Source organism: Formosa sejongensis, assembly GCF_033447105.1.
In the GTDB taxonomy this organism is placed as follows: Bacteria; Bacteroidota; Bacteroidia; order Flavobacteriales; family Flavobacteriaceae; genus Formosa.
In genome coordinates, this window is sequence record NZ_JAWQUN010000029.1 from 20,708 (window position 1) to 46,224 (window position 25,517).

At 31.8% G+C, this 25,517-nt stretch carries 24 protein-coding genes; 3 read left to right on the top strand and 21 right to left on the bottom strand.

Annotated features, from left to right (window positions below):
* Window positions 1-475: 475 nt before the first annotated feature.
* On the bottom strand, window positions 476-2,218 hold the full coding sequence (locus tag R6X41_RS17965) for an amidohydrolase (RefSeq protein WP_318501739.1): 1,743 nt from the start codon (window positions 2,216-2,218) through the stop codon (window positions 476-478).
* Window positions 2,219-2,389: 171 nt separating this feature from the next.
* Complete coding sequence (locus R6X41_RS17970; RefSeq protein ID WP_318501740.1) at window positions 2,390-3,262, bottom strand: LysR substrate-binding domain-containing protein; 873 nt, start codon at window positions 3,260-3,262, stop codon at window positions 2,390-2,392.
* A gap of 108 nt (window positions 3,263-3,370) precedes the next feature.
* Here R6X41_RS17970 and R6X41_RS17975 point away from each other — a divergent pair, with 108 nt between their 5' ends.
* Window positions 3,371-3,994, top strand: a complete 624-nt coding sequence (locus tag R6X41_RS17975) for a LysE family translocator (RefSeq protein ID WP_318501741.1) — start codon at window positions 3,371-3,373, stop codon at window positions 3,992-3,994.
* A gap of 83 nt (window positions 3,995-4,077) precedes the next feature.
* Here R6X41_RS17975 and R6X41_RS17980 read toward each other — a convergent pair whose 3' ends face one another.
* A complete protein-coding gene (locus tag R6X41_RS17980) occupies window positions 4,078-6,144 on the bottom strand; it encodes a cation:proton antiporter domain-containing protein (RefSeq protein ID WP_412176281.1) in 2,067 nt (688 codons plus the stop codon).
* Window positions 6,145-7,175: 1,031 nt separating this feature from the next.
* On the opposite strand from R6X41_RS17980, the gene R6X41_RS17985 reads away from it, so the two are divergent.
* Window positions 7,176-8,366, top strand: a complete 1,191-nt coding sequence (locus R6X41_RS17985; protein ID WP_318501743.1) for a winged helix-turn-helix domain-containing protein — start codon at window positions 7,176-7,178, stop codon at window positions 8,364-8,366.
* Window positions 8,367-8,436: 70 nt separating this feature from the next.
* Here the strand turns inward: R6X41_RS17985 and R6X41_RS17990 are convergent, their stop codons facing one another.
* From R6X41_RS17990 to R6X41_RS18070, 17 genes are all read right to left on the bottom strand, one after another.
* Window positions 8,437-8,568, bottom strand: coding sequence for a hypothetical protein (locus R6X41_RS17990; protein WP_318501744.1), 132 nt, complete (start codon window positions 8,566-8,568; stop codon window positions 8,437-8,439).
* 27 nt (window positions 8,569-8,595) lie between these two features.
* Window positions 8,596-8,724: a hypothetical protein gene (locus R6X41_RS17995; RefSeq protein ID WP_318501745.1), complete on the bottom strand. Its 129-nt coding sequence runs from the start codon at window positions 8,722-8,724 to the stop codon at window positions 8,596-8,598.
* A gap of 1,269 nt (window positions 8,725-9,993) precedes the next feature.
* The gene (locus R6X41_RS18000) at window positions 9,994-10,863 is read right to left on the bottom strand and encodes a hypothetical protein (RefSeq protein WP_318501746.1); all 870 of its coding nucleotides are present in this window, start codon (window positions 10,861-10,863) and stop codon (window positions 9,994-9,996) included.
* Between the two features lie 9 nt (window positions 10,864-10,872).
* A complete protein-coding gene (locus tag R6X41_RS18005; protein WP_318501747.1) occupies window positions 10,873-11,583 on the bottom strand; it encodes a hypothetical protein in 711 nt (236 codons plus the stop codon).
* Between the two features lie 183 nt (window positions 11,584-11,766).
* Complete coding sequence (locus tag R6X41_RS18010; protein ID WP_318501748.1) at window positions 11,767-12,912, bottom strand: SMI1/KNR4 family protein; 1,146 nt, start codon at window positions 12,910-12,912, stop codon at window positions 11,767-11,769.
* 133 nt (window positions 12,913-13,045) lie between these two features.
* Window positions 13,046-13,375, bottom strand: a complete 330-nt coding sequence (locus R6X41_RS18015) for a hypothetical protein (RefSeq protein WP_318501749.1) — start codon at window positions 13,373-13,375, stop codon at window positions 13,046-13,048.
* 187 nt (window positions 13,376-13,562) lie between these two features.
* A complete protein-coding gene (locus tag R6X41_RS18020; RefSeq protein WP_318501750.1) occupies window positions 13,563-14,003 on the bottom strand; it encodes a hypothetical protein in 441 nt (146 codons plus the stop codon).
* A 93-nt stretch (window positions 14,004-14,096) separates the two neighbouring features.
* Window positions 14,097-14,678: a hypothetical protein gene (locus R6X41_RS18025; protein WP_318501751.1), complete on the bottom strand. Its 582-nt coding sequence runs from the start codon at window positions 14,676-14,678 to the stop codon at window positions 14,097-14,099.
* A 401-nt stretch (window positions 14,679-15,079) separates the two neighbouring features.
* Window positions 15,080-16,072 carry an ankyrin repeat domain-containing protein gene (locus R6X41_RS18030; RefSeq protein WP_318501762.1) on the bottom strand — a complete coding sequence of 331 codons (993 nt, stop codon included), beginning with the start codon at window positions 16,070-16,072 and terminating at the stop codon, window positions 15,080-15,082.
* Window positions 16,069-16,704: an ankyrin repeat domain-containing protein gene (locus R6X41_RS18035; RefSeq protein ID WP_318501752.1), complete on the bottom strand. Its 636-nt coding sequence runs from the start codon at window positions 16,702-16,704 to the stop codon at window positions 16,069-16,071. The genes R6X41_RS18030 and R6X41_RS18035 overlap by 4 nt, the downstream gene beginning before the upstream one ends.
* An 18-nt stretch (window positions 16,705-16,722) precedes the next feature.
* Window positions 16,723-16,983, bottom strand: a complete 261-nt coding sequence (locus R6X41_RS18040; RefSeq protein ID WP_318501753.1) for a hypothetical protein — start codon at window positions 16,981-16,983, stop codon at window positions 16,723-16,725.
* Window positions 16,984-17,069: 86 nt separating this feature from the next.
* Complete coding sequence (locus tag R6X41_RS18045; protein WP_318501754.1) at window positions 17,070-18,059, bottom strand: WG repeat-containing protein; 990 nt, start codon at window positions 18,057-18,059, stop codon at window positions 17,070-17,072.
* Window positions 18,060-18,613: 554 nt separating this feature from the next.
* On the bottom strand, window positions 18,614-19,390 hold the full coding sequence (locus R6X41_RS18050; RefSeq protein WP_318501755.1) for an MBL fold metallo-hydrolase: 777 nt from the start codon (window positions 19,388-19,390) through the stop codon (window positions 18,614-18,616).
* 64 nt (window positions 19,391-19,454) lie between these two features.
* Complete coding sequence (locus R6X41_RS18055; RefSeq protein WP_318501756.1) at window positions 19,455-20,030, bottom strand: Crp/Fnr family transcriptional regulator; 576 nt, start codon at window positions 20,028-20,030, stop codon at window positions 19,455-19,457.
* Window positions 20,031-20,541: 511 nt separating this feature from the next.
* Complete coding sequence (locus tag R6X41_RS18060; RefSeq protein WP_318501757.1) at window positions 20,542-21,129, bottom strand: HAAS signaling domain-containing protein; 588 nt, start codon at window positions 21,127-21,129, stop codon at window positions 20,542-20,544.
* Complete coding sequence (locus tag R6X41_RS18065; protein ID WP_318501758.1) at window positions 21,119-21,463, bottom strand: PadR family transcriptional regulator; 345 nt, start codon at window positions 21,461-21,463, stop codon at window positions 21,119-21,121. Before R6X41_RS18065 ends, R6X41_RS18060 begins: the two co-directional genes overlap by 11 nt.
* 686 nt (window positions 21,464-22,149) lie before the next feature.
* On the bottom strand, window positions 22,150-22,929 hold the full coding sequence (locus tag R6X41_RS18070; protein WP_318501759.1) for a 2-keto-4-pentenoate hydratase: 780 nt from the start codon (window positions 22,927-22,929) through the stop codon (window positions 22,150-22,152).
* Between the two features lie 416 nt (window positions 22,930-23,345).
* Here R6X41_RS18070 and R6X41_RS18075 point away from each other — a divergent pair, with 416 nt between their 5' ends.
* Window positions 23,346-24,290 (top strand): IS110 family RNA-guided transposase, encoded by a 945-nt coding sequence (locus R6X41_RS18075; protein ID WP_318501763.1) that lies wholly within the window; start codon window positions 23,346-23,348, stop codon window positions 24,288-24,290.
* A gap of 50 nt (window positions 24,291-24,340) precedes the next feature.
* On the opposite strand, the gene R6X41_RS18080 is transcribed toward R6X41_RS18075, so the two are convergent.
* Window positions 24,341-24,823, bottom strand: a complete 483-nt coding sequence (locus tag R6X41_RS18080; protein WP_318501760.1) for a hypothetical protein — start codon at window positions 24,821-24,823, stop codon at window positions 24,341-24,343.
* Window positions 24,824-25,517: the final 694 nt, after the last annotated feature.

Sequence of the window (25,517 nt, forward strand, 5' to 3'; positions counted from 1 at the left end):
TGGAAAATCTGAAGCTTGCAAACGAGTAACTCCCATTAATCAAGCTAAAATTAGCATTTTTTTTATATATAATCTTGGTAAAAGTATTTTGTTTTTTAGTAAAAAGAGCCAATGGAGTGTCTTTCTTTAATGATATGAATTTTTAGAGTCCACAATAAATATTTGTTCTTTAAAACTAGGGTTTAAGTCTAAAATAAGTAAGTTTATTTCTGGAGTGCGTACCAGCTGTACGAACGCTTAGTTATACTTCGTGTCATTTTTTTTAATTAAAATGATAAGATTTTATTGTGATTGGAACAACAGTAAATACCGATAAAAAAACATGGAACAGTCATTAGACTAAGCTTAGGATAGGGTATGGGTAAACCCAATAATCAGATGGATATTGAACTTGTGTCTTTAGTGAATTCTAAATGCATAGTAATTCATCTCTAAACTTGGAATGGGGATATAAATGAGTTTATAAATATTAAATTTATTCATTCAGCTCATACACTATTTTACCGTCAAAAATAGTCATTACTACAGTGGTATTTAAAATGTCTGCTTCAGGAACCGTCATTAAGTCTTGATTGTAAATCGTGAAATCGGCTAGTTTACCTACGCTTATAGATCCTTTAATATCTTCTTCAAAAGCACCATAAGCGGCATCTAATGTATACGATTTTAAAGCTTGTGCTCTGGTCATTTTTTGCTCGGGTTCATAGCCGCCTTCTGGCGTGCCTTGAAGTGTTTTTCTGCTAACGCTAGCATAAAAGCTAGCTATAGGATTAATAGGTTCAACAGGCACATCTGTTCCATTAATAATTGGGACACCACTTTGCAACAATGCTTGCCACATATAGGCACCTTCTTTTATTCGTTTTTCCCCTAAACGGTCGATTGCCCATGGTCTGTCCGAAGACATATGTACAGCTTGCATGGCTGGGATTACACTTAATTCTGCAAAGCGAGGAATGTCGTCTGGGTGTAAGTGTTGCGCATGCTCGATACGAAATCTATGATCGCTACCTACCATCGAATTTTCTATGAATGTGGCTTCATAACGATCTAGAATTTCTCTATTAGCACGATCACCTATGGCATGCGCACAGATTTGAAAGCCGTTTTGAAGTCCGTTGGAGGCCGTTTTTTTGACAAATTCCATCGGTAGTGTCTCATGTCCAAAGTGGCCTGGTTGATCGGAGTAAGGTTCTAAAAGCCAAGCGCCACGTGAACCTAAAGCACCATCGCAATTTAATTTTATGGAACGTATAGTAAACAGATGATCTGTATCTATATCTGGCCCTTTTAAATACCATTCATTAAGCAATTCTTCGTCCCAACCGGTAATCATGGCATACATTCTAATGCCCATATTATCCTCCGATTTCATTTGATTATAAAGTGCAATGGTTTCTCTGCCAATTCCAGCATCATGAAAACTGGTAATACCGTTTGTATGGCAGGCTTCAATAGCCAAATTAAAGGCCTGAATATTTTTTTCAGGGGTGTTTTTAGGGATGTGTTTTGTAATAAATGTCTGCGCGACCTCATTAAAAATTCCTGTTGGTCTGCCAGATTGATCTATAATAACTTCGCCACCTTCTATTTCAAATGTTTTAACACCTTCCATATTTAATGTTTGTAAACCTGCCGTTTTCATGGCTTTCGCATTGGCAAAACCTGCATGTCCGCTGGCATGACTTAAATACACAGGGTTGTCGGGAGAAACTTCACTAAGTCTATGGTGTGTTTGAAACCCTTTTACAAGGTCGGAAGGCATACTGTCCCATTTACTTTGGTGCCATCCTCTCCCTACAATCCACTCCCCAGGTTTCGCCGTTTTAACACGCTCGGCCACTGCATCAATTATATCTTGATAGCTATTTGTATTCATAAGGTCGAGACTCAGTTCCGTATAGCCTAATCCCATAAAATGACCGTGACCTTCAATTAAACCAGGTGTCATGGTCTTGCCTTTTAAATCAATACGTTTTGTATGCTCGTTATTATAGGTTTCAGCTTTTGCAAGATTTCCCGCAAAAAGAATTTTATTGTTTTTTGTAGCTACAGCTTCTACGGTGGTTTGTGTGGAGTCTACCGTATATATCGTTCCTCCGTAAATAATTAGTGTCGCAAATTCTTTATTCGTATCCGAACAAGAACCAAATAGAAGAACGGCAAGTACCATTGAAATTGACAGAGAAACTCGAGATGTCATAGTGCTTATTTTCATACTTGTAAGTTACACTTTTTATATAATATCGATAATTACGAAATTACTTAATGGTATTCCAAATAGGGATTCCATTTTTTTTTAAGTTGAATGCATTCCAATACGAAATCACATTTTAAAGCAATAGAACAGATATATTATAACTGTTTTTTGTAGCGAAATTGACAAATATTACTGGGTGATCGCTTTAGTAAATTCAACTATTTTTTTGATGGTTTTATTGGGATCCTTTTTACGCCAATTTATAAATAAATCGATGTTTTCATCTAATTCTATGAATCTGATATTCTCACACATGGCATATTTATACGAATAGGGGAGTATGGAAATCCCAATACCTTTAGATACTAAATTTAAAATCATGCCACCAAAATCGGATTCTATTATGGTTTTTGGTTGAAAGTTGATTTTGTCGAAAAAGTGTCTTAAAAGCGATGCAAAGAAGGTAGTTTGGTGTAAGCCCGCGATAATGAATTTTTCGTTCTTTAGTTCGTTGAGGTTGTCTAAAGATGCTTTGTTTAACCAATGATTTTTGGGAACGACTACACAAATAGGTTCTGAATGTAATTTTAGCGAATCAATATGTATATGTTGTATTTGGTCTCTGCTAAACGCGATATCTGTTTTATAATTGAGTAGCAAATTTTCATGATCCTCATCTGTAGGTTCAATCAATTCTAACTTCAAATCTGGCAAGTTTGTATTTAGTGTTTCTAAAAAGTTGGGTAGAAATTTAAACGCAATCGATCCAGGATAACTAATAGAAACAAAACCCGATGTGCCCTCATCAATTTTCTTAGCCTGTTTATGAACCTGGTCTAAATCGTTAATTATGCTTGTCCAATGGGTTTGGAGAAATTTACCAGCATCGGTTAGTTTTACGTTTCTCTTATCACGTTCAAAAAGGGTGACGTCCATTTCATTTTCAAGCGCTTGTATTTGTCTGCTTAAAGCCGATTGTGATATAAAGACCTGCTCTGCAGTTTTCCAAAAATGAAGTTCTTTAGAAAGTGCTAAAAAATATTTTATTTGTTGAATAGTCATCTGTAATGCGTTTTTTGCATTAATAGATCAAAAATAAGTATTTTTTATAAGATAACGTAATCGTTCATTTGTGCTTTGTTTTATGTAATAATTAAGTACAGAAACCTAATGGGTATACAAAATTTTATAACGTTTATATTAACGGCATTAGTGTTTGTTATGACGCCTGGAATTGACACAGTATTCGTGTTAAACAAATCTATAGGTCAAGGTCGGAAATCTGGAGTTTATGCGTCTTTAGGTATAAATACTGGTGTTTTAGCGCATACTTTTTTTGCAGCATTGGGTTTAACGGTATTACTTTCTAAGTCGGCAATGGCTTTAATTATATTAAAATATGTCGGTTTTTTTTACTTGATGTATATAGGTGTTTCTAAACTTAAAAACAGCAATGCAGTACTCGCTGTTATTGCAGAACCTAATACAGCTAAAAAAGGCAAAAGCGATTTTTGGTCTGGATTTTTTACAAACATATTAAACCCGAAAGTTGCATTATTCTTTCTGGCCTTTTTTCCTCAGTTTATTAATCCGACACACATTGAAAATCCTATTCCTTTTATTTTGTTAGGATTAACTTTTGCATTATTAGGTACGGTTTGGTATATCGGACTCACGTACTTTGCTAGTAATTTTACTGAAAAAATAAATAGTAATCCAAATTTTAATGTATGGTTAAATAGATTGAGTGGTTTTGCGTTTATACTTATGGGGATTACAATTGTACTGAATTAAAAATTAATTTTACGCTTTTATAAGTAGACCATATTAGGTGTTTTATAATCTAAATGCACCCATTTACGGTGTTGTTATAGGTCTTATTTTCGTCTGAATATTTTAGCAATCGTTTTTCCAATTTCGTCAAGTGTTTCAAGCGGCTCAATAAAAGTTGCGCTTTTTAAGTCAATTTTTGAAGTGTCTGTTACGCCTGATTGCATTGGATAAATTAAAATGTAACTAGTGTCTTTAAAATAGGTGTTTAGATACGCAGGTATTTTTGCCATATTATTGTTGTAGGACGGTTTATCTTTTCGGCTTAAAACGATTATTAAATTATCGTCTCTGTGAAAGTTTCTAGTAAGAATTAAAAAATCGTCCCAATTATTAAAATGTTTAAACTGACACTCTATGGGGTGATTAGATTGAATGTCCTGTATGAATTTTAGTGTTTCTGGAGTCGCATAAAAAACAAGTTTAGCCCCTGAGTTTCTTGCAATGTTCCAAACCTTTATAAGCCAAAAAGGGAAGCCTATTTCTTTTTCTGCATGCTCTGGAACAATAATAATATGCCTTTTAATGGTCCCAAAAGGTTGGGCAGGTTTGTATATTAATGTTGTTATGTTGCATTTTGTTAAAATACCTTCTGTTAGATTGCCTAAGAAAGATTCAGAAATCCCTTTGTTTATATGCAGACCTAATATTAAATCTGTGATTTTATGTTCTTTGGCAACACTGGTAATGCCGTTAACAATATTCAAGTCGTAGCGAAATAGTTCGTGTAATACATTGTCTGTTGCCGAGGCTGTTACAGTTGCTCTACTTAAAATTTTTTTAGCTTGTTTGTCTGCCGAACCGTCCATAGTATTATTATCTACAATACTTAAAGCATATAATCCATCTTTGTTTTTATTCGATTTAATAGTAATTCCCAAATTTATAAGTTCGTCTGTGGTCTCAATATTACTTATCGGAATTAAGATTTTCTCTTGATTTTCTTCGTCGTCAGAAGATGTGTCTGCGCCTTCCAAGAGCGCAATATTTGTTGCTCCTTTTTGAGCCACAAAGGAGGCAATTGTGCAAGTAAAAAGTATCATTAAAATTGTTCCGTTCAAGATGCTTTCACTTAATAGTCGGATTGGCTCTCCAGTTTCTGTCTCTCCAATAATAATGTTGTAACCAACTAAAACGGCTGCTAAAGTTGCGGCTGCTTGTGCGTTACTTAACCCAAAGATTAATCTGCGTTCATCAACTGAAAAGTTATACGTTTTTTGGGTTATCCAAGCAGCAAGGAATTTAGCGGTAGTGGCCACAATTATCATAACCGATGCAACCTTTAATGTTTCAAAATCTTGAAAAAATACACGATAATCAATTAGCATTCCTACGCCAATGAGAAAGAAAGGAATAAAAATAGCATTTCCAACAAATTCAATTCTATTCATTAAAGGTGAAGTGTGAGGAATTAATCGGTTAAGTGCTAAACCTGATAAGAACGCTCCAATAATGGCTTCGATCCCTGCCATTTCTGCGAGAACAGCACCAAGAAATACCATCACTAAAACAAAAATGTACTGTGAGACATTGTCTTCAAACCGTTTGAAAAACCACCTGCCGATAATTGGAAAAAGTAACATTACAATTAAACCAAATACAAGAATAGACACCGTTAACCTAATCCAAAATTCAGTGTTAACCTGTCCCGTGGTCATTCCTACAATTACGGCAAGAACCAAGAGGGCTAAAGTATCCGTAATCATTGTTCCGCCTACTGTGATATTAACAGCTTTGTTTTTTGCAACACCCATTTTACTGATTAAAGGATATGCGATTAATGTATGAGAAGCAAACATACTTGCTAATAAAACAGACGTTGGTAATGAAAATTTTAAAACATATAGACCTGCCAATGTTCCTAAAATCATTGGAATAATGAATGTATATAAGCCAAAAACTAAACTTTTTTTACTATTTCGCTTAAAATCTGCTAAGTCAATTTCTAAACCAGCAAGGAACATAATGTATAAAAGTCCTGCTGTTCCCGAAAGGATAATACTACTGTCCCTTTCCATTAAATTCAATCCATTAGGTCCAATTACTGCACCCGCTATAATTAGTCCGAGAAGATGAGGGATTTTTATTTTGTTCAGAATTATCGGTGCGAACAAAATTATTACAAGTATCAAAAGGAATTTCGACACTGGATTTGTCAATGGTAAGGTGGTCTCAAATATGTTTAATATTATCATCCTGAATTGTATTTGTCTTTATTATATCGATTTTTTTATCCTGTTTTGCATAAATTAAGCTACAGGTTAAGACTGGTTTTTACGCTTATAATTGATCTATTATATTAGGTGTTTTATAAACTAAAGATAATTGTAATCTGATATCATTGTATACAATAGTTGTATTTATTGTTGCGTTTTTTGCATAGTAAAATCAGCATGAGCTTATAAAGATCGTTACAGAAGAATTTTAGTAAGAAATTAAGTTGTTTTTCATCTCAGCACTGAGAGGGATAACGTTTTTATCTTGTCTGTTTTTTTTCATTAGAAAAGAATTACTCGGGGTTTGCTAATTAAACTGTCATTCCTGGTAAATACCGCTATAGATTGTCTTCGAGGATAGTTGGTTTCTAAAAATAGTTGTTTATTCAGTACTTAATTCAGTACGTTTTTTTATTCGTTCAGAATCTTTTACTCGTATTACAGTTAACGTTTTGGCTTCGTGCGCTTGGCCCGAAGTAGTATAATCGCATAGCATTAATAATACGCAAACTTCGGTTTAATTAATCGCTATCTACTAAGTGACTAGTCAACTGGTATTGTCAATCAATTTTTATAGAAATAAAAGATCGTAATCGTTTCATGATTTTAAGTAAATTAGCAAAATATAGGTCTACAGAAAATAGTATAGAATTATAGGAAATGAATATTACTGATGCAAATTTATTTCTTTTGAGTTTTGAGTTAGTTGAATATAATAAGGGAGACTACTTATTTTAAAAAAAAGGTGATATGTGTAATAAATCCAACATTTTTTTAAAAGGTTGTACCCGCAGATTTGCACTTGTTTAAGGAACAGAAAAAATAACCAAATTATTTTACAGTAAGTCGCTTTTTATATTAGAATTTCTCCGGAACATTTAGGCCGTATTCTAAAAGCAGTTTGTAATTCTAAAATTTAATTAATTTAAATGTCAAAATCTCTTTCTATTCAAGAAGCACAAAAGCTGGTGTTACAGTCTCAAAATATTTTAACTTCAAATGAAAAAGGAAGTGCCTTAGATAAAACCTTATCAACCATTGAACATCTTGGTTATATTCAAATCGATACTATTTCTACTGTTCAACGGGCACACCATCATACGTTATGGAATAGGAACCAGCAATACCAAAACAACCACCTTGATGAATTGGTCGCACAGAAAAAGGTGTTTGAATATTGGTCGCATGCAGCTGCTTACCTGCCAATGCAAGATTTTAAGTACACGCTTCCTCGTAAAGATGCTATTTCAAAGGGAGAACAAAAGCATTGGTTTGAACGTGACGATGCCTTGATGAAAACTGTATTGAAACGTATTGAAACCGAAGGTCCATTAATGGCTAAAGATTTTGTTCAAACAGAAAAAATAGGAGCGTGGGGAAGCAAACCAGCCAAACAGGCATTGGTAAACTTATTTATGCAAGGAGAATTAATGATTTCGTCTCGAAAAAACTTCCATAAAGTGTATGACTTAACAGAACGGGTTTTACCAAAAGGCATTGACATAAATAAACCAACACAAGAGGAGTACATTCGTTTTTTGATAAAAAGTTACTTGAGAGCAAATGGTATCGGACAAGCAACAGAAATAACTTATTTACTTAAAAAGACAAAAGTATTGGTGTCTAATGGATTAAAAGATATGCATTTAAATGGTGAATTGGTTATAATAGAGGTGAATAATCAATCTTATTTTGCCTTGCCAGAGTTTGAGTGTTTATTGAATATCCCTTTGCTTAGTAGTCAGTTAAAAATACTTTCTCCTTTTGATAATTTGCTGATTCAACGCAAACGTATGCAGATGTTGTTTGATTTTGATTATCAAATTGAGTGTTACGTTCCCATGGAAAAACGTAAGTATGGCTACTTTTCTTTACCCATTTTGTGGACTGGTAAATTGGTAGCTCGAATGGATTGTAAAGCAGAAAAAACAACAGCAGTTTTACACATTAATCATTTAGCATTAGAAAAAGAGCTACTGGATTTGGAAACTTTTACAATTGATTTTTGTGAAGAAATTAATAATTTTATGCAATTTAATAATAGCACCGTAATTTGTATACATAAAACAACACCGGATAGTTTTAAAACTGTTTTAGAGGATTATCTTCATAAGTTGTAATCTGTTAATTATATCCGAACCTCTATTTCTTAATAAATTGTAATGTATTACTTCTTTCTAAGCAATACATTTACTTTTTTATAATTTCCTCAATTTGATTTTTAATGGCTATTTCTGTACTAATAATATCTAAAATCATTAATTTTAATAGTTCTTTTTTATCAATTCCAGTTTCTTTAGTGTTTGGGAAAACGAAGTTCATTAAATTTTGACTTTTCGTTTTTAATAATTACTTGTGCTCTTCAATATTTGCCAAAGTAGATACTTTATCATATTCCATTAATTCAATTTTTGAATTAGAAATAGCTTTCCAAGAATTTATTTTGATTGTAGGAATATACATTTCGTTGACTTTCATTACGACATCAAAAATCGAAATTTTGTCATCTTTTTATAAAATTCAATAGAGTCAACAAGCGTTTTTTGAAGTTTTATTTTATCAATAATGTCTTTAGTCGTTTCAGTTAACTCTTTGTTAATAGAGGCAGAAATTTGGTTAATGTAATTTCTATCTTTTCGGTTCTCATTCCAATTGTTGATCTACAACGCCATTAGAATACCAACAATTATTGGAATGATCTATTTGATAATTGATTTTATACTATTTTTCATTTAATATAAATACGTGTTATTTATATTAGCTAATGTCTAACGTCCTGCCCATAAAGCGTAGCGTGTAAATAGACGCTAATTTATCGGATTATACTTGTGCAAAATTTTTAAATTTATCTTTATATTATCAAAACACTAAATTTAAAAATTTGGTGTTCTTTATAAATAAGTAATAAATCTTCTAAAAAGTCTAAACTAGGAATAGTCACAACTATTATTTCCTCAATAGCATATAGAAAGTATTTAATAATAATCGTGTCCTAAATAATATTATATGTTCATTTTTTTCATTGATAAAAAGATCCTTCGACTACGCTCTGGATAAACCAAGCCAAAAAAATCTAGGTTTACGAACTTTTATCTAAATTTTTCGTTCAGTATCTAAATTTAAAGAACTCGCTACTAAAAATCAACAATATAGAAACATACGTTTAGCTCAAACAGCTTTAAATTTCGCGATACTTTCTCTTCAAATTTTACGATAAATTTTCGATAGGCCAACCAAAAAAACAAAATTCAACTTATGTAGAAAAAGTACCTCCCTCAGCGCAAGTAATTCAATAAAGTCAGCACCGGTCAATCTTTTTTAAAAATGAGATTAATCGTTTAGGACGCTATTGATTTAATAATTGATTTGTCTTGAAATATGGCAAGAGGTTAAAATTGATTTTACGCTGTTAATTTACCTATTTGCCGGATGGGTAGACATTTCATACTTGCTGTTCTGAATTCTAAAGATATATGTAATCTTATTTCGTTGTATAAATTAATTGCGTTTTCTGTAGCTTCTTTCGCGTGTGCTATGTTTTCTAAAGTTTCAAAGGCAGTAAAATCAAAGCTGTTAAATGGTCTCGATTTATCACAAAAGCATATCTAAATGTGTTTTGTCTTTAGTAATTGGGATACAAACTGGGCTAAATATGTTTAGAGATTATCGACTGTATAACAAGAGCCGTATGAATCGAGATTTTTACGGACGGTTCTGTGAGAGTTTTAGGATTGGAATGCCTTTTTTCTAGTTGATGGTAGTTGTTTTTATAATGTTATACTTAAACTGTAGTACCCTTAAATTCCATAATGTTAAAGTTTGGATTGCTGTTATTTTTTCATTTTCAGAACTAACAACTAGTTTGTCTTTAAATGACTTAATAAATTTAGTCCATAAGTTTCCTTTAGAATCTTTTAATAAAAAGTAAAACCCACTATCTCCAATTTTTCTTCCAGACGAGTTTAAAATAAGTTCACCATTTTTACCTACAATGGGATTTAATATAACTGTTGCGCTTCCGTTTGGTAAAGGAAAAATAGCTTTTATACAATTTTGGCCATTTGGAATTGTACAAGTTTCATAAATTCCTGAATACACAACTTGCTCAGATTTTTTGAAAGTCCTTAGCCATATTGTTCGTTTAACTTCTTTTGTTTTTTGGTTTATTAAATAAATTATTTCACTGTTTAAAGCTGTAGATTCTTTACTATTATTCATTGGAATATTTAGCTGTTCAATACGATTGCTAAATAGTTTTTTTAATAAAACTCCAAACATTTTAAATAGTGGATTCCATTTTACTTTTAAGTCAAAATCATAATTACTTGTGTTTTCGTAAAAGTCAATTACATTTTTAGATAATTTGTTAAGTTCTTTTTCAGGTAAGTTTAATTGGTTAATAGACTGTAATAAGCCTTTATCAACTTGTTTTTTATCTATTATTAATTGTTCGTTTTTTGCTAACTGTGTTATGAATTTTAAGCCAATTCCGTTAGTTTTACCAAAAGGGCCTAATAACCACTCGTTTTCATTAGGAATAATTTTTTTACCGAAGAGTATGACCCATTGTTGAGTTATCCAATCTTGAAACTTTTGTTTTAAAGGTGCGATTCCCATTAACTTAGGTTAGTTCTTTTTGAGGTTTGGAATGAAGTTTTCTTGTCCTCTCCAAAATCCAAATTCAGAAATAGGTTTAAAACGCAAGGTCGTGAACTCAAAATGGAAATTTTTTCGTTCTCTTTCCTGCATTGCATTTGAATGTCTTTTTGGTTTTGGCATATCACTGTGCCCGTGAACCATATTAGTCATTTCTTTCTCTGTTTTCCATATAGAAAAGGTAGATACAGTATTTGGAAATCTAATTGATGCTAAAGAAAGTATGGTACCGGAATGGTCTCTAACCAATTTTTCAACGGGTCTTCCCCAGCGTAAAAATCTTGGAATAGCAAAAGGTTTCATTCTTGCAATTGTAATAGCAACAACAGGAGACGATTCGTTTTCTAATCTTGCTTTCTGTTCAGGGATTTTATATCCACGTATTTTTCCCCATTCCCTTATAAATACTAATCGAACGTGCCAACCCTTAATTAAAATTTTACCGAATTTTTCATTTTTCAAGTACTGTTCAAGAGCGTCTTCATTTTCCCATTGTGCAAAAATTGCAACTTGTTTTATAAGAAATCTAGAGGGTGATAGGATTGGAGCACCTAATGTCATTGCTGTCATAAATTCAGAATGAATTAGACCTTTTGTTTTCTTATCAATTGGGTTAGAGAATAATCCTTTTATCGCCATTGTAAATGGTATTTTGACAAGATGATAAGAGAATATATTCATATTTATTTAGCGTATAAAAATGATTTTTGTTGTGTTCTGAAATGACATTCAACATGTTTAAGTAAGATTATTTACGTGGTTTAATCACTAAATTTAGTAAATTAACACCAACTAATAAAGTCCGTTTGGACTTTTGTAAGTAGGTAAAAACTAGCAATTAATTTTATAAGATGTATGGCATAGTTATTTTTCAAAACCATTATTTAAAACATCTTTTCCTTCAATAAGTTGCTCTAGGAAATCTTCCATATTTTTAGCAATAAATCGAATTTTAGTTTCATCTGCTCCAAAAGCTATAATTTGTCCAGAATTCCCTTTACTCCCAGGTAAATAATCTACAGCGATAAAGTTTCCGCCACCTGTACTCCAAAAAGGAATCCAATAGGGATTAGTATAAATTCCTATGGTTTTTTTTCCGTCAGGAAGGTTGTTACCTGTTAAATCAGTGAGCATCCAATTGGGATCATTAAAAATAGCATTCCAGTTTTTCCACTCATTTAGTATTTCTTCAGCAGATAAAAAACCTGTATTTTCAATCCCATTGTGTGTATCTAGTACTATTTTTAATGCTTTGGGAAATTTATAATTTGCTAAAGACTCAAATTCATCATAAATCTTCTCATTATCTCTTGGTGGGTTTGGTTTGAAGTGCTTTGTATTAATAAATTCATTAAACAGTTTCTGCAATTGAACCGAATCTATATTTTCAGAGTTAGTGTCGATATGTTTTTTTAAATAGTTCTGCTTTTCTTTCGAAATTTTTGTTTCATTATATTGCTTTGGAGCATTTTTGTGTAAATAAATTCCTGTATTTTCATATGGACGTTCATCTATCATCATTCCTGAATTTACCCATTTTTGTGAAAATTGTCCTTTTTCTAAAATAAGCATAAATTGTGGATTAGGATTAAGCTCTGGTTGACTATCGAATTGACCATTTTCCTTATATTCCTTGAGTTTTTCGAATTGTCGTTTGAAAATAATATCCATCCATTGCTTAAAATGTCCTGAATCCTCAAAGTGCATAGCTACAATATGTTTGTTGGATAAATAAGCATACCCATCATATGATAATTTACCTTCTTTAGGTGTTATTAAAATTAATTTTAAAACCTGACTCTGTAATGTCTCACTTAATTGAGACAGCAACACGTCCCTAAATCCCATTGTATCATAAGATTTATGGCTTCTGGCAGTTTCACTTTTATGATGAGAATAATCTTGAAAATAAGGTTCAGGAATCCCTTGTAATAAAATGTTATTAAATGGAATGTCTGTAATGTTATTCTTTTTAAGCTGATTATTATATTCTATTTTTTTTATTCCCATTTTATTTGAGCAAGATGTTAAAATTAAGAGTATAGCGACTATGAATCTATATTTCATTTTAATTATGCCTAACGGTTTTGTAAATATTTAGTATCGTGTTTAAGCAACTAATTTAGCAACCCAAAACTAGCAATTAATTATAGACAGCTCTTTCCGAATGTAAATCTGAGATTTTATTACAATAAGTTGTTTTATAATATTTTTCAAAAACCTTTTTTTCATAATAGGATTTCAGCTTGAAAAATAACCATATTGAAAATAGCATCAATGTACTAGTCGAAATGAATATAAGCCATGAATTATTATAAAAAAGAGAGTATGTTCCCCAAATTGGCAGAAAAAAGAAAACGATTGGAAGGAAGAAAAATATTCTTTGTATGATGTAAAATTTTTTTAAAAATAAGTTTTTCCAAAGTCCTTGTTTTGATAAATATTCAAGAATTTCATTTTCGCTTTTATTCATGAGTACTATTTTTGTTCTTTGAATGTTTTTTTAGTGTCTCATTTTTTCATTACAGCCAACGTTTTATACACACACAAATATAATATTTTAGAAGTGTCTATTCTAAGGTGTCAACACTGTTTATGTGGTTTTTAGCTCATTTTAATACCAAAATTCGTATTAATTATGGCCATTGTTACATGATGTTTTATTCTTTTTCAATGGCTATAAATTCATCGATATCAATTGCATAAGACCAAATAATTTTATCATAATTATCAAAGTGAATTCGTAAAAGTTTTTCGTTTTTTTCAAGAACACTACCTGATTCTATATTTTTTCGCAGTATATAAGCTAATGAAAACCCAATAACATTATCAGACTTAGTTTTCTTAAAATTGTACGTCAAATTTGCATCATCAGGCAAAGTCATTAATTCTATTACCTGACCCTTAGTCATACCTTTTTCTAGGGTGTTCATGTTATTTAGAATAGTCGTTTTTCTTTCTTCTGATGCCTGATAAGGGTATTTAATATCTTTTTGAAAAAGTTCAATGTTTTCAATCTTCATTATTTCATTGTTTTTTTGCCCGTAACTTAATGATGCTATTTGAAGTAACACTGTTAAAATTATTATTTGTTTAATCATTGTTTTTTTTAGACATTATAACGTTTGGTATAACAAGCTAAGCATCCTGTAAATTGTTGCCTGTCAGTATTTTTTATGTAAGTTTTTCAATCTTTAATCTCTTATTTTTATCAATTCATCATAAAAATTATCTAAAAATCTTTGTTGCTTTATATCTTCGCTAAAATGTCTTTGATAACTTCCACAGCCTTCAATATCCAAAATATTTTTTTTATTAAAAGACCAATCATTTATGTCTTTTACATTGATACTTAGGTCACTATTACAACTTTGCCATAGGTTAGAAAATTGAGTTTCTTTATTTAATTTATCGAAATCGGGATAAACAGAAAAGCCTATCATTTTTGGATTATAAAATTGAAGAATTTTAGAGATTGGTACCCCTCCCCAGTATATTACTTCTTTAAAAGAAATCTCAAAAATATCTTTCTCATCGAGTAATTTTTTCTGCTCATATTTTTCCCAAAAGTATTGTTTTTCATATATAATTTTTGTTCCTATAGGTAGTGATATATTTTTAACAATTATTGGTTGAGTAGTCATATAAAAAGGACTTTCATCAAGTTTGTTAGCAACACTATACATTGAACCTGATGCTTTAACATAGCAATAAAAGTAACCAATAGCAATAAGCACTATTATTCCAAGTACTATAAATATTTTTTTTGTTTCCATTCTTTATTAGAAATTTCGCTTCATATTGCAGGCAACTCGTTAAATAAGCTATAAATATACTCATAAACCTAAAATAAGCGGGATATCCAATTGCTAATATATACCATTTTACAAAACATGGTTTATGGGAAACCCGTAAGCCCTACTCTATTTATTTGTGTTTTTCTTTAATAGTGGCAGATACCGACTTCTTTTTGAGGAAATTAGAGGTGGGCAAATTAATAAATTATTAGATTTTTAATTATTTTTTAGTGCCGTACTTCTGAAGTTAGCCCACATTTACTTTTTATACGAATAAATACAAATTAAAATGTGCTCACCTTATCAAGAAACAGGCTCTGTTATGTCTTAGAAAATTTACTTTGTTTCTTAAATAGCATGATTCATACTAATACAGTAAGCTAGTAATTGCTGAACATTTCCGCAATTTCATCAGAATAAGCTTCTCCTAATTCTTTGGGTGTAACACCTTCGTTGTCTTTTATGCTGGGAGTTGCACCATATTTTAGGAGGCTAGGTACTAAATTATGAAACCCAGATTCAGCGGCGTAATGAAGCGCAGTTCTTCCTCTTTTATCAAGAATATCTGCATTAGCACCATCCTTCAGAAGTACATCAATTGCCCATGACTTTCCTTCTTTTGCACAAATTTGAAGAAGCGTGTTTCCTTCTTTATTTGGTGTGTTTGGATTAAGCCCTGCATCAAGAAGACGTTGGGTATAACTAAATTCTTTATTGTACGGCTCTAGTTTTATGGCAAACGCGAGTAGGTTTTCTCCATTTTCATTTATAACATGTAGGTTACCAGATTTGGTGAGTACTTCCATGGCATTACCAATACCCAATGCCGCGGCCATTTGAAGTGCTGTAAAGCCGTATTTATAAATTGTATCGTCACCCATTTCGTAATAAATTTGAATAAATGCGGGCATAGATTTAAAATATCCTTTTCGAAGGACTGCTTCTATTGGCGTTTCATAATATTGGCTTTTTTGAAAAAAGAGCTTTGTTGCATCCTTGAAGTACAAAACGCTTTCGCAGCTCATATCGGGGTTGATTGTATTAAGAACATTTTCACCCACTTTATTAAGTAGGTATAAGTCTGCACCAGCTTCAATGAGTAGCTTAATTGGTGTTTGATCGTAAGCATAGGTGGCAATATGAAGCGCGGTATCTCCTTTTTTATTCTGAATATTTATTGTTTTTGTTGACTTTTGAAGCACTGTTTCAATCAGCTCATTCTCTCCTTCGTCAACAAGGAGGTGTAGAAGAGAGCTACCATCATTAAATATCGTGTCGGGTTGATTGTTAGCTACTTCAACTAATGATTCATAGTGACCAAATTTTACCGCAGCTATATGCTGTTCATTAGACAGTGTAGCACCTTGTTTTATAAGTGTTTTTCCGCAAAGGAATTGTCATGCTCAAAGCAATAGTCAAGCATTGTTTTTCCCTTGCTGTCTTTAAAATTAATATCTACTCCGGCCTTGGCGGTCATTTCAAGCACATATCCATAGCCTTCAATGGCTGCAATATGTAAAGGACTCTCACTATTAACTTCTTGTCGGTAGTCATAACCAGTCTCAATAAGTGACTTTACGCAATTGTCGCTACCTTTTTTAACACAGTACATTAGGAGACTCATCCCATCGGAGAGTAGGTGGGTTGTATCTGCTCCATGATTGATGAGTAATTTAAAAAATTCTCCTTGATTGTATTTTGCAGCATAAAAAAGAGGTGTGAATAAAGTCTCATCAGTATTGTTTACATCGGCTCCATTTGCAATGAGTAGTTCTACCAGTTGGAGATGTCCATACTCTATAGCAATATTTAAAGCACTTCCTCCGCCTTCAAACTTTGCATTGACATCTGCTCCATGAGTAATTAGGTATTGTAGAATTTCAGGTTGATTATAAAAACAAGAGGTGTGAATAACCTGATAATTATTTTGTGATGGTGCGTAAATATTGGCACCTCTATGAAGTAGTAGTTTGACTGTAGAAATACGTTCTGCGTCAACAGCCATTTGCAAAGGTCGAACTTGTTATTTGGATTCTGCTTCGATATCTAAGCCATGATCACGAAGATAACTAATAATATCATCTTGCCCTTGGTTTGCAGCATAATGAAGGATTGTTGAATCATCTTCAAGAAGCAGTGTAAGGTCAAAGCCATTGTTTACTTTTTCTTTCAGGTTATTCAATTCTCCGTTATCAATAATCTTCTTTATTTCCATCATAGTATAGGTGCTTAATACAACAATTTGAGTTTTGCGATTGGTTACTTCAAGTTGTTCTACAGTCAAAAAGTGGGCTAACGTTTAGTATAACACGCGTAGCATCTTACTTGGTGCTACGTTGTTACTAGGTTTTTTAATCGTTAAGAATAGCATTATTTTGATTGCCATATAAATTCACCCAACTTATTGATATATCCCTTTTGTTTTCCCTGTTCAACATAGGCAAGCCCATTTTTAAAAGGCAAAGCTGTTTTAAACTTTTCAGAAATTACTATTTGTCCTTTTTTGTCTATGAATCCTTTGGTTTTCATGCCAAGTCTTTTCACGCAAGCTAAACCATCCGAAAACCTCAAACTTTCTTTAAATTTTGGTTCAATACTCCATTCACCGCTTGTGTTTATAAAACCATAACTTTCAGTTTCATTATCATAAATATTCGCTAGCCCTTCTGAAAACATCGTTGCTACTTGGGATGTTTTTTCAAATGGAATTTCTCCTTCCAAATTGATAAAATAATAATCGAAACCGTCTTTTACCATTGCAAATCCTTCTGAAAATGCGTTCCCATAATAATTTTCAGGTTCAAAAACAACCTCTCCACTTTTGTTTATGTATCCATAATTATTTTCACTCTCAAGTCCGTCGTCACCAATATTAAAACGAACCATTGCGAGTCCTTCTGAAAACCTACTATTATATTCAAAAGCTTGATTTATGCCATATTGACAATTTATAACTTGATTGCCTAGCTCATCTATAAAGCCAAATAACCCATTTATAGATACAAGTGCTCGGTTTTCCGAAAAATGAAATGCTTGATCGTAAATAGGATCGGTTACAGGGTCTCCAAGCCTATTGATATACATCATTTTTTTGTTGTCAGATTGAATAGGAGCCAGTCCTTCAGAAAAAAGACTTGTTTCAGACATAGACCAGCCATAACCAGAAAAAGTAGGTTCAATTTGCCATTCTCCGTTTTCATTTATAAATCCTGAAAACCACTTTTCATTTTTTTCAATTACTGCCCAAGCAAGACCTTCATTAAATTCAGAAACCCTTTCAAATACAGGTTTAATTACTTCTTCTCCGTTTTCATTAATGAATCCATATTTACCATTTCTTCTGATGATATATCTAAACATATTCTGTTTTTTTTCAAATTACACACAACAATTATACATAACACATTTATGCTATATACACCCAAATATAAGTTATATGTAACATATGTGCTCTATATCTTTTATGTGATTAAAGCCTATTAAGCAATAAAGCGGTATAATAACAAGGTGAATTCAATACATGCATGTTTATACTGAGCGACTTAATCAAGTCTGCCAAAGAAGGTTGACTAACTACCGTTTAACTAACCTCTACGCAAAAGTTAAAAACCTAATTCAGCTAGCAATAGAAGCTGGACAAACATATGCTTGGAGTAGAACAAGAATGGGAGGCAACGCAGTTGCTCAAAGCTCCATTTTATAGACTGCTATTAAAAAGTCTAGGGGTAAACGAAAAGGGTTTTAGATTACATTAATAATAAGCAAAGTTCAATTTGGTGAACCTCCGTACCTGCCTGGTGGTAGGCAGGTACGAGACCTGCTTGGCTTGTCCAGAGCTTGTCGAAGGGTACGGTTGTATAAGTAGAACTGTGAGAGGCGCACTCTGGCTACTTTAGTCAGAGCCGTCTACGCGATTACCTAATGGCTATTTCCATAACATCTCCATCTTCTGGAATGAGAACTTTATTGATTAAATCATTCTCAATTAATATTTCTCTTAATTTTTTTCGAGTTAAAGGACAATGGTTTAAAGATTCCATATGATTAGCAATTACTTTTCCTGATGAGTTTTTAACAAACTTTAAAATATCATCAATATCCATAATAAGTTGTTTGAATAAGTCAAATTGAGCGGTTCCACAGGCTAAAACACTAATGTCAGGTTTGTAATTCTTTAGAACTTTATCGACTGAATCTGTATAAATTGTGTCAGAACTCAAATAAATAGATTTTTGTTTAGGTAATTTTATATAAAACCCAATTACGTTTCCCATAGGTTTAGAAACAAAACCATAACCGTGTTTTGCAAGAATCCCCTCAATAGTCCCTCCTAAAAAATCTTGTTTTTCCCAATATTTTAATGTTTGAATAATATTTAAGCCACTTTTGGAAAAAGCTATTTTATCTTTAGTACTGCAAGTAACAGGAATATTATTTTTCTTCAAAAATTGAACTCCAGCTTTATCTATATGGTCTGGATGTTGATGTGTGATTATGCAATGAGTAACTTTATTTAATATAGATTCTATAGTATTAGGCAAAGCAACAGTTGGATTTTTTCTTGCTTTATGTCTGAATAATGTGAAAGAAGGCATAATACCAATATCTCCTAACATTGGGTCAATTAAAATTACATCTTTTTCTGTTTCCAAAATCATAGTTGCATTTCTTATATGATGAATTTTTAGCATTTTGTATGTTTTTTAAGTGTTATACAAAAGTCTAATAAAGCGTTATCATTTTCATTGATTCAAATCAAGAAGTGCGTTTTCTAATACGACTTAGTGTTTCAGGTGTTATATTTAAATATGAGGCAATGTGATATTGAGGAATACATTGAAGCCATTCAGATTTGTAATTGAATAACTCTTTATATAGTTCTTCTGGAGTTTTGGTAATTCTATTAAACTCCAACATTTCTTTTTGTTTTAATAGTTTTTGAAATGATGATTCAACAAAGGATTTTCCACATTGGTATTTCTCTAATAAATCAAAAAAAGGTTTTCTGTCAATACTTAAAACTTCTGCAACGGAAAGACATTCTTGATTTTTGTTGGTCTTCGAATTTTGACTAAAGGTTAATAAATCAGAAATAAATTGTGGTTTTACATAAAAGTTAATATTGATTTCTTTTTCTTGGTTTGAATAATATTCCCTTACTATTCCTTTATTAAGAAATCGAAGTTGTTTCTCTTTAGATTGAGCTTGAATTAATAAACTTCCTTTTTTGTGTTTTCTAATTTCAAATAATGAGAATAGTTCCTCTAATCCATCTTGATTTAATTGATACTCAGATTTGAAAAAATTTGATATTTCAGTAAAATCGTTCATTTTTTTGAGCTTGTAGGTAACAATAATACATAACACATAATATGCTACACACTCAAATATAAGTTATATGTAACATATGTGTTCTATATCTTTTGTCTAATTTAAAAGTATCGCCACATTCAAAGTTTACTTAAAAATGTCTTTTACACCTGCTAAAGCCTATTCAGTATTAAAGCGGTATAATAACAAGGTGAGTTCAATACATGCATATTATACTGACGGTCTTAATTAAGCCTGTCGTGGCTAGGCAGTCGCTCAAAACCCTATTTTAAAGACTACTATTACAAGGTTTAGGGGTAAAAGAAATGGGTATTAGATTACATTATTAATACGCAAACTTCAATTTGGTGAACCGCCGTAGTTGCTTGCCAGTAGGCAACTACGAGACCCGCTTGGCCTGTCCAGAGCTTCGCGACGTGTACGTTGGTACTTCGACCTTACTCAGCAGAACTGGGAGAGGCGCTCTCTGGCTACTTTAGTCAGAGCCGTCTACTTGACTGTACACCGTTTATTATTTTTTTGAGATTGCCTTTTTAAATTTTAAAAGTAGAGTTATTATAATAAATAGAGTTGCAGTTAAAAGTATCATTACAGGAATGAACCAATAGCCTAATACTTCTTGGTAATCAGAATTGTTTTTAACAAACCCTATAGCTTGAAATTTGCCTTCTTTGAAATACATACCTACATTACTATTAAATAGTTTTGCGAAAATCAGAAAGATAAAAGAACCTAACGATAAGTATAGCAAAAAGAAAATAATATAACTCACACCATTTGTTATGTTGAGTGATAGTGCTTTTAAGATTTGTAATGGATTGAAAGATTTTGTTGCTCTTTCCAATAACTTATCTGCGATTAAAGGTTTTAGTACTACTTCTGGCGAACCTAATTTTTCTATAGTATTTAAAAGAATATCTATTTCCAATTTAGATTTATTGTTCTGTAATGATTCATATATATGACTATTAAATTCCATTAGCACTTCTTGCCTGTCTGAATCTAGAATGGGTTTTAATACATTTCTTATACTATTAATATAGTTGTCATAAACGCGTTGAGCATTTTTATCTTTAAGTTCTATTTTTTTAAATTTCATTGTTTGTGATTTTAATAATTGATTCTTGTAATTCGTTCCAATATGTACGCATTTGTTTTAAAGTGATTTTACCTTCTTCAGTAAGTACATAATATTTTCTAGGTATGCCTGACTCTTGTTCAACCCACTTTGAAGTGGTTAATCCTTCTTTTTTCAACCGATTCATTAGAGGATATAAAGTACCTTCTGCTATTTCAATAGCTGTTGACTTTTTAATAATTTCGATTAGTTCGTAGCCATACAGCTCCTTTTTGCTTATGGCATTTAAGACAAGAAAAGAAAGGGTTCCTTTTTTAACTTGCGATTTCCATTTGTTTAAAAATTCATTCTTCAAAATACATTGTTTTGGTTAATACATTGTAATACTATGTAAATATATGTAACAATACATAGTTAAGCAATGTATTATTGCGAAATTTTTAAATTAAATTCATAAAATACTATTGGTAAGCGTATTATGGTTTGTTTAAAATAATAAAATAGAAGTTGAGAGGTTTTTTAATGGTGTACAACAATAATACATAACACATAATATGCTACACACTCAAAATATAAGTTAGATGTAACATATGTGTTCTATATCTTTTAGGTAATTAAAAGTATCGCCACACTCAAAGTTTAAATAAAAATGTCTTTTACACCTGCTAAAACCTATTCAGTATTAAAGCGGTATAATAACAAGGTGAATTCAAACCATACCTTTTATACTGAGTGACTTTATCAAGTCTGTCGAGGCTGGGCAGTCGCTCAAAGCCCTATTCTAAAGACTACTATTACAAGGTCTAGGGGTAAAAGAAATGGGTATTAGATTACATAATTAATACGCAAACTTCAATTTGGTGAATCGCCGTAGCTGCCTGCTTGTCCAGAGCTTGTCGAATGGTACGGTAGTTTCAGCAGAACTGTGAGAGGCGCACATAGTTATTTAATAGCGGAACCATCCGCTCGACCGTGTAGCGTTATTTTTAATCAAGACATATTCAATTAAGACATGGCGACTCTTTTTTAAGTCTATTTCGATTATTCCTTCTTAAAATTTGCTATTACACTTCCTACATTATCAATCACAATTTTCAATTCAACATCTTGATTAATGTTTATGAGTTCAACAGGAGATCCCGGAATTACCAAGTTCCCTTTTTCTAAAGACAAGCCTTTATCGGTTAGAAAATTTACCAACCATCGTAAAGAGTGAAGTGGACCTCCCATAATCTCCGAAGAAGGTGCAGACATTAGGAAGGAATTATTCTTATAAACAGCAAAATTCTCATCTTTGAATTGTAGATTTCTAGGAGATACTCTTTGGTTTCCTATGATAAGTCCAGTATGAATGCCACCAGAACAAATTAATTCTTGAATGGTCGGTGGTTTAATCCAAAAATTGTATTCATGAATTTCAATTCCAGGGCTGATATAGTCAATCGCACTAATAAGATCCTTATCTGATAGGTTTTTTCCTTCTAGTTTTTTTCCGATTTTAAAGACCATTTCTGGTTCTATAGCACAGTTTATGTAATTGCTCCAATCAATATTTATTTGATTTTCTGTTGTATGGGGGTGAAATAGCCTTCCATTAATCGGCTCACTTAGACCAAACTGCCTCCTAATCGGACTACTTGTGCACCCTACCTTAAATCCTGCAAGAGTTTCTCCAGACTCAATTCTTTTTTTTGTTACTAAGTCCTGAACTTCATATGCTTCTTTAATGGAAAGATTTCTTATCAAGGTATCCTCTCCATGCCATTTTTTTTCATAAAATGAGTGATAAAAATCGTTTGCTATGGATTTTAGATTTTTCATATGCTCTTGCTTTTTATGATACACAACGTTTTTGTGTATCTTAAGTTAGTCTTATCAAATATAAGTTATAAATTAAGTATCAAATCAGAAAGAATAAAAAGAACGGATTAAGGTTATTTTGTGTATTGAGACTTCAGGTCTCGTCGACATTGAAAATCCCCTCTCTTTTTGTTCATCTTTTAATGTTTTTTTACAAGGTATTCAAGAATCTCACTTTTCGATTTCTACACAGATTTCGTACAGTTCTATGAGGCTTTTAGACCTCGATTTTATAGCCTGTACAGAGCTTGTCGAAGTATTCAAACTCGCGTAGGTTGTACTTTCAAAAAACACATTTATTATGAATAAAGATATTAAATATTTTGTACTGCAAAGCAGATCATTAATTCATACTAAAAATTTAAACGCATGAATAAATAGACATTAGTCATTTAGTATTCGATGTTACAGATTCTGATGGCAATTATTATCAGTTTAAGAATACCTCTTCAGGCTTCAGTAAGTTTATTAAATTCTTAGATATTGATAGTCATTGTGCGATGGAAGCAACAGGCTATTATCACTACCAATTGGCTTATTTTTTACTAGAGTCAGGCATCAAAGTATCTGTAGAAAATCCATTAGCAGTAAAACGGTTTATACAAATGAAATTGTCTAAAATCAAGACAGACAAAAGTGACTCTAAGTTGATTTGTGAGTATGCAAAACAGGTAGAATTAAAACTGTGGCAAGGAAACTCAAAAGTTCAAACGGAGTGTCTACAAATGACTAGACTCCTTTCTGTATATACAAAACAGAGCTCTATGTTGAAAAATAAAATACATGGAGAAACTGTTTTAGGCAATCCAAGTAAAGTAGTAGTCAGTTCCTTAAAACGAAGTTTAAAACACGTTCAGAAAGAGCTAAAAACTTTAGAAGACAAACTATTAGTCTTAGTAAAACAAGAGTACCAAAATCTATTAACTCGCGTAAAAACCATTCCAGGAATAGGAAACAAAACAGCGGTTATGCTATTGGTGTTAACCGATGGGTTTGATCGTTTTAGAAGCGGAAGTGAATTATGTAGTTACGCAGGATTAACACCTGTAATAAGAAAAAGTGGAAGTAGTATAAATAGACGACCCCGAATTAGTAAAATAGGTAATCAGAAACTACGCAATCTGTTATTTATGTGCAGCTTTAATGCATGTAAATACAACAAAGCTTGCCGAGATATTTATGAGCGTATAGTTGCCAAAGGAAAGAGTAAAAAGTTAGCATTAATAGCTGTGTGCAATAAGCTCCTAAAACAGGCCTTTGCGATAGCAAAATCAGGATTGATTTATGAAGATTCTTATAGAAGTACTTTACTGAAAAATTAAGTAGATTTTACTTGTTTTTTACCACAGTACTTTGTTATGCATAGCTTTTTTTACATAACTTTCTTAATAAATGCAAAAATCAACTCTTCTATTTTACTCTTATCTAACTCGGTCAAATTAAATTCTCCAATATCATCATTCGTTGCACTATTTCCAGTTTTTAGTCTTTCTGTAACTTTCACAATTGAATTACTTGGAAGTCCCTCAAAATAAATATATTTCTCCAAACTTTTATTATTCATTCCTTTCTGCAAATATGAAATTTTTACGAAATGTTTAATTTGTTCTTTAAATTCTTTTGTTGTCTGATTAGAGTTATATTCAAGTTTGCCTACAGATTTCAACGCTTTTTCGCCTTCCTTGAATGATGGTATAAAAACAGTATTTTGAAGTCCTAAAAAATTTGATTTGAATGTTTTTTCATCAGCTTGCATTTTGGCAATTAGTTCTTCCGATTCTATTTTACTATTTTTAGTTGCCTTCGCTTTTTGTTCAGCTAATCTTTTTAATTCGTCGATTTGATTTTGATTCATAATTTTTTTTTTAAGATGTTATTTCAGGTAGTTTTTTTAAGTTGTGCATATGCTTCGTTTTTGATTTAGCGATTTACTTTGCAAGTAAATACTGGCATTCAATTTAAACAAAAAAATTGAATTAGTACTGGACAAAAATGAAGTATATATGGTGTTGTAACTGCAGTAATTAATTTGTCTTTAACCGACTTTGGTGTGTTAATTACTTTGTCACTAGAACGCTACATAAAATCACTTTTAAATGTTTTGCGGTTTATGATTTATCATTTTTATCAAACAGGACTGATAAGAATGCGTCAATCTTAAAGCTCGGGAAACCCTATGAAATCAGCTCATCCACTAGATTTAGTATTTGCAGATAGTGATTTATCAAATTTGACTTTCTAAAATTAAATCACTACCTTAACCAAGCTTTTATGCGAATTTATTCGTATTTGATAGTGGAACTCTCACACGATTTAAATCGAAAAGCTTATAGGGTCTTTTTAATAACAGACCCATACTAAATCTAGTAGATATCCGCACTTTTATTCCCGATGCTAAACGTTTAAATTTCCGTAAGTTCGAGTTATGTCTTATCCTGAAATATGGCTACAGGTTAAAATTGAATTAAGCTGATAATTTATATACCATATTGGGTGTTTTATAATCTAAAGATAAATGTAATCTTACTTCATTGTATAAATCAATTGCA

Excerpts from the sequence above, each read along its gene's own strand:
- R6X41_RS17965 (WP_318501739.1), bottom strand. The coding sequence starts at position 2,218 with ATGAAAATAAGCACTATGACATCTCGAGTTTCTCTGTCAATTTCAATG.
- R6X41_RS18055 (WP_318501756.1), bottom strand. The coding sequence starts at position 20,030 with ATGAACGATTTTACTGAAATATCAAATTTTTTCAAATCTGAGTATCAA.
- R6X41_RS18015 (WP_318501749.1), bottom strand. The coding sequence starts at position 13,375 with ATGAATAAAAGCGAAAATGAAATTCTTGAATATTTATCAAAACAAGGA.
- R6X41_RS18050 (WP_318501755.1), bottom strand. The coding sequence starts at position 19,390 with ATGCTAAAAATTCATCATATAAGAAATGCAACTATGATTTTGGAAACA.
- R6X41_RS18020 (WP_318501750.1), bottom strand. The coding sequence starts at position 14,003 with ATGATTAAACAAATAATAATTTTAACAGTGTTACTTCAAATAGCATCA.
- R6X41_RS18025 (WP_318501751.1), bottom strand. The coding sequence starts at position 14,678 with ATGGAAACAAAAAAAATATTTATAGTACTTGGAATAATAGTGCTTATT.
- R6X41_RS18010 (WP_318501748.1), bottom strand. The coding sequence starts at position 12,912 with ATGGGAATAAAAAAAATAGAATATAATAATCAGCTTAAAAAGAATAAC.
- R6X41_RS18005 (WP_318501747.1), bottom strand. The coding sequence starts at position 11,583 with ATGAATATATTCTCTTATCATCTTGTCAAAATACCATTTACAATGGCG.
- R6X41_RS17985 (WP_318501743.1), top strand. The coding sequence starts at position 7,176 with ATGTCAAAATCTCTTTCTATTCAAGAAGCACAAAAGCTGGTGTTACAG.
- R6X41_RS18080 (WP_318501760.1), bottom strand. The coding sequence starts at position 24,823 with ATGAATCAAAATCAAATCGACGAATTAAAAAGATTAGCTGAACAAAAA.
- R6X41_RS17990 (WP_318501744.1), bottom strand. The coding sequence starts at position 8,568 with ATGAACTTCGTTTTCCCAAACACTAAAGAAACTGGAATTGATAAAAAA.
- R6X41_RS18060 (WP_318501757.1), bottom strand. The coding sequence starts at position 21,129 with ATGAAATTTAAAAAAATAGAACTTAAAGATAAAAATGCTCAACGCGTT.
- R6X41_RS18035 (WP_318501752.1), bottom strand. The coding sequence starts at position 16,704 with ATGGCTGTTGACGCAGAACGTATTTCTACAGTCAAACTACTACTTCAT.
- R6X41_RS18000 (WP_318501746.1), bottom strand. The coding sequence starts at position 10,863 with ATGGGAATCGCACCTTTAAAACAAAAGTTTCAAGATTGGATAACTCAA.
- R6X41_RS17975 (WP_318501741.1), top strand. The coding sequence starts at position 3,371 with ATGGGTATACAAAATTTTATAACGTTTATATTAACGGCATTAGTGTTT.
- R6X41_RS17995 (WP_318501745.1), bottom strand. The coding sequence starts at position 8,724 with ATGAAAGTCAACGAAATGTATATTCCTACAATCAAAATAAATTCTTGG.
- R6X41_RS17970 (WP_318501740.1), bottom strand. The coding sequence starts at position 3,262 with ATGACTATTCAACAAATAAAATATTTTTTAGCACTTTCTAAAGAACTT.
- R6X41_RS18070 (WP_318501759.1), bottom strand. The coding sequence starts at position 22,929 with ATGAAAAATCTAAAATCCATAGCAAACGATTTTTATCACTCATTTTAT.
- R6X41_RS18045 (WP_318501754.1), bottom strand. The coding sequence starts at position 18,059 with ATGTTTAGATATATCATCAGAAGAAATGGTAAATATGGATTCATTAAT.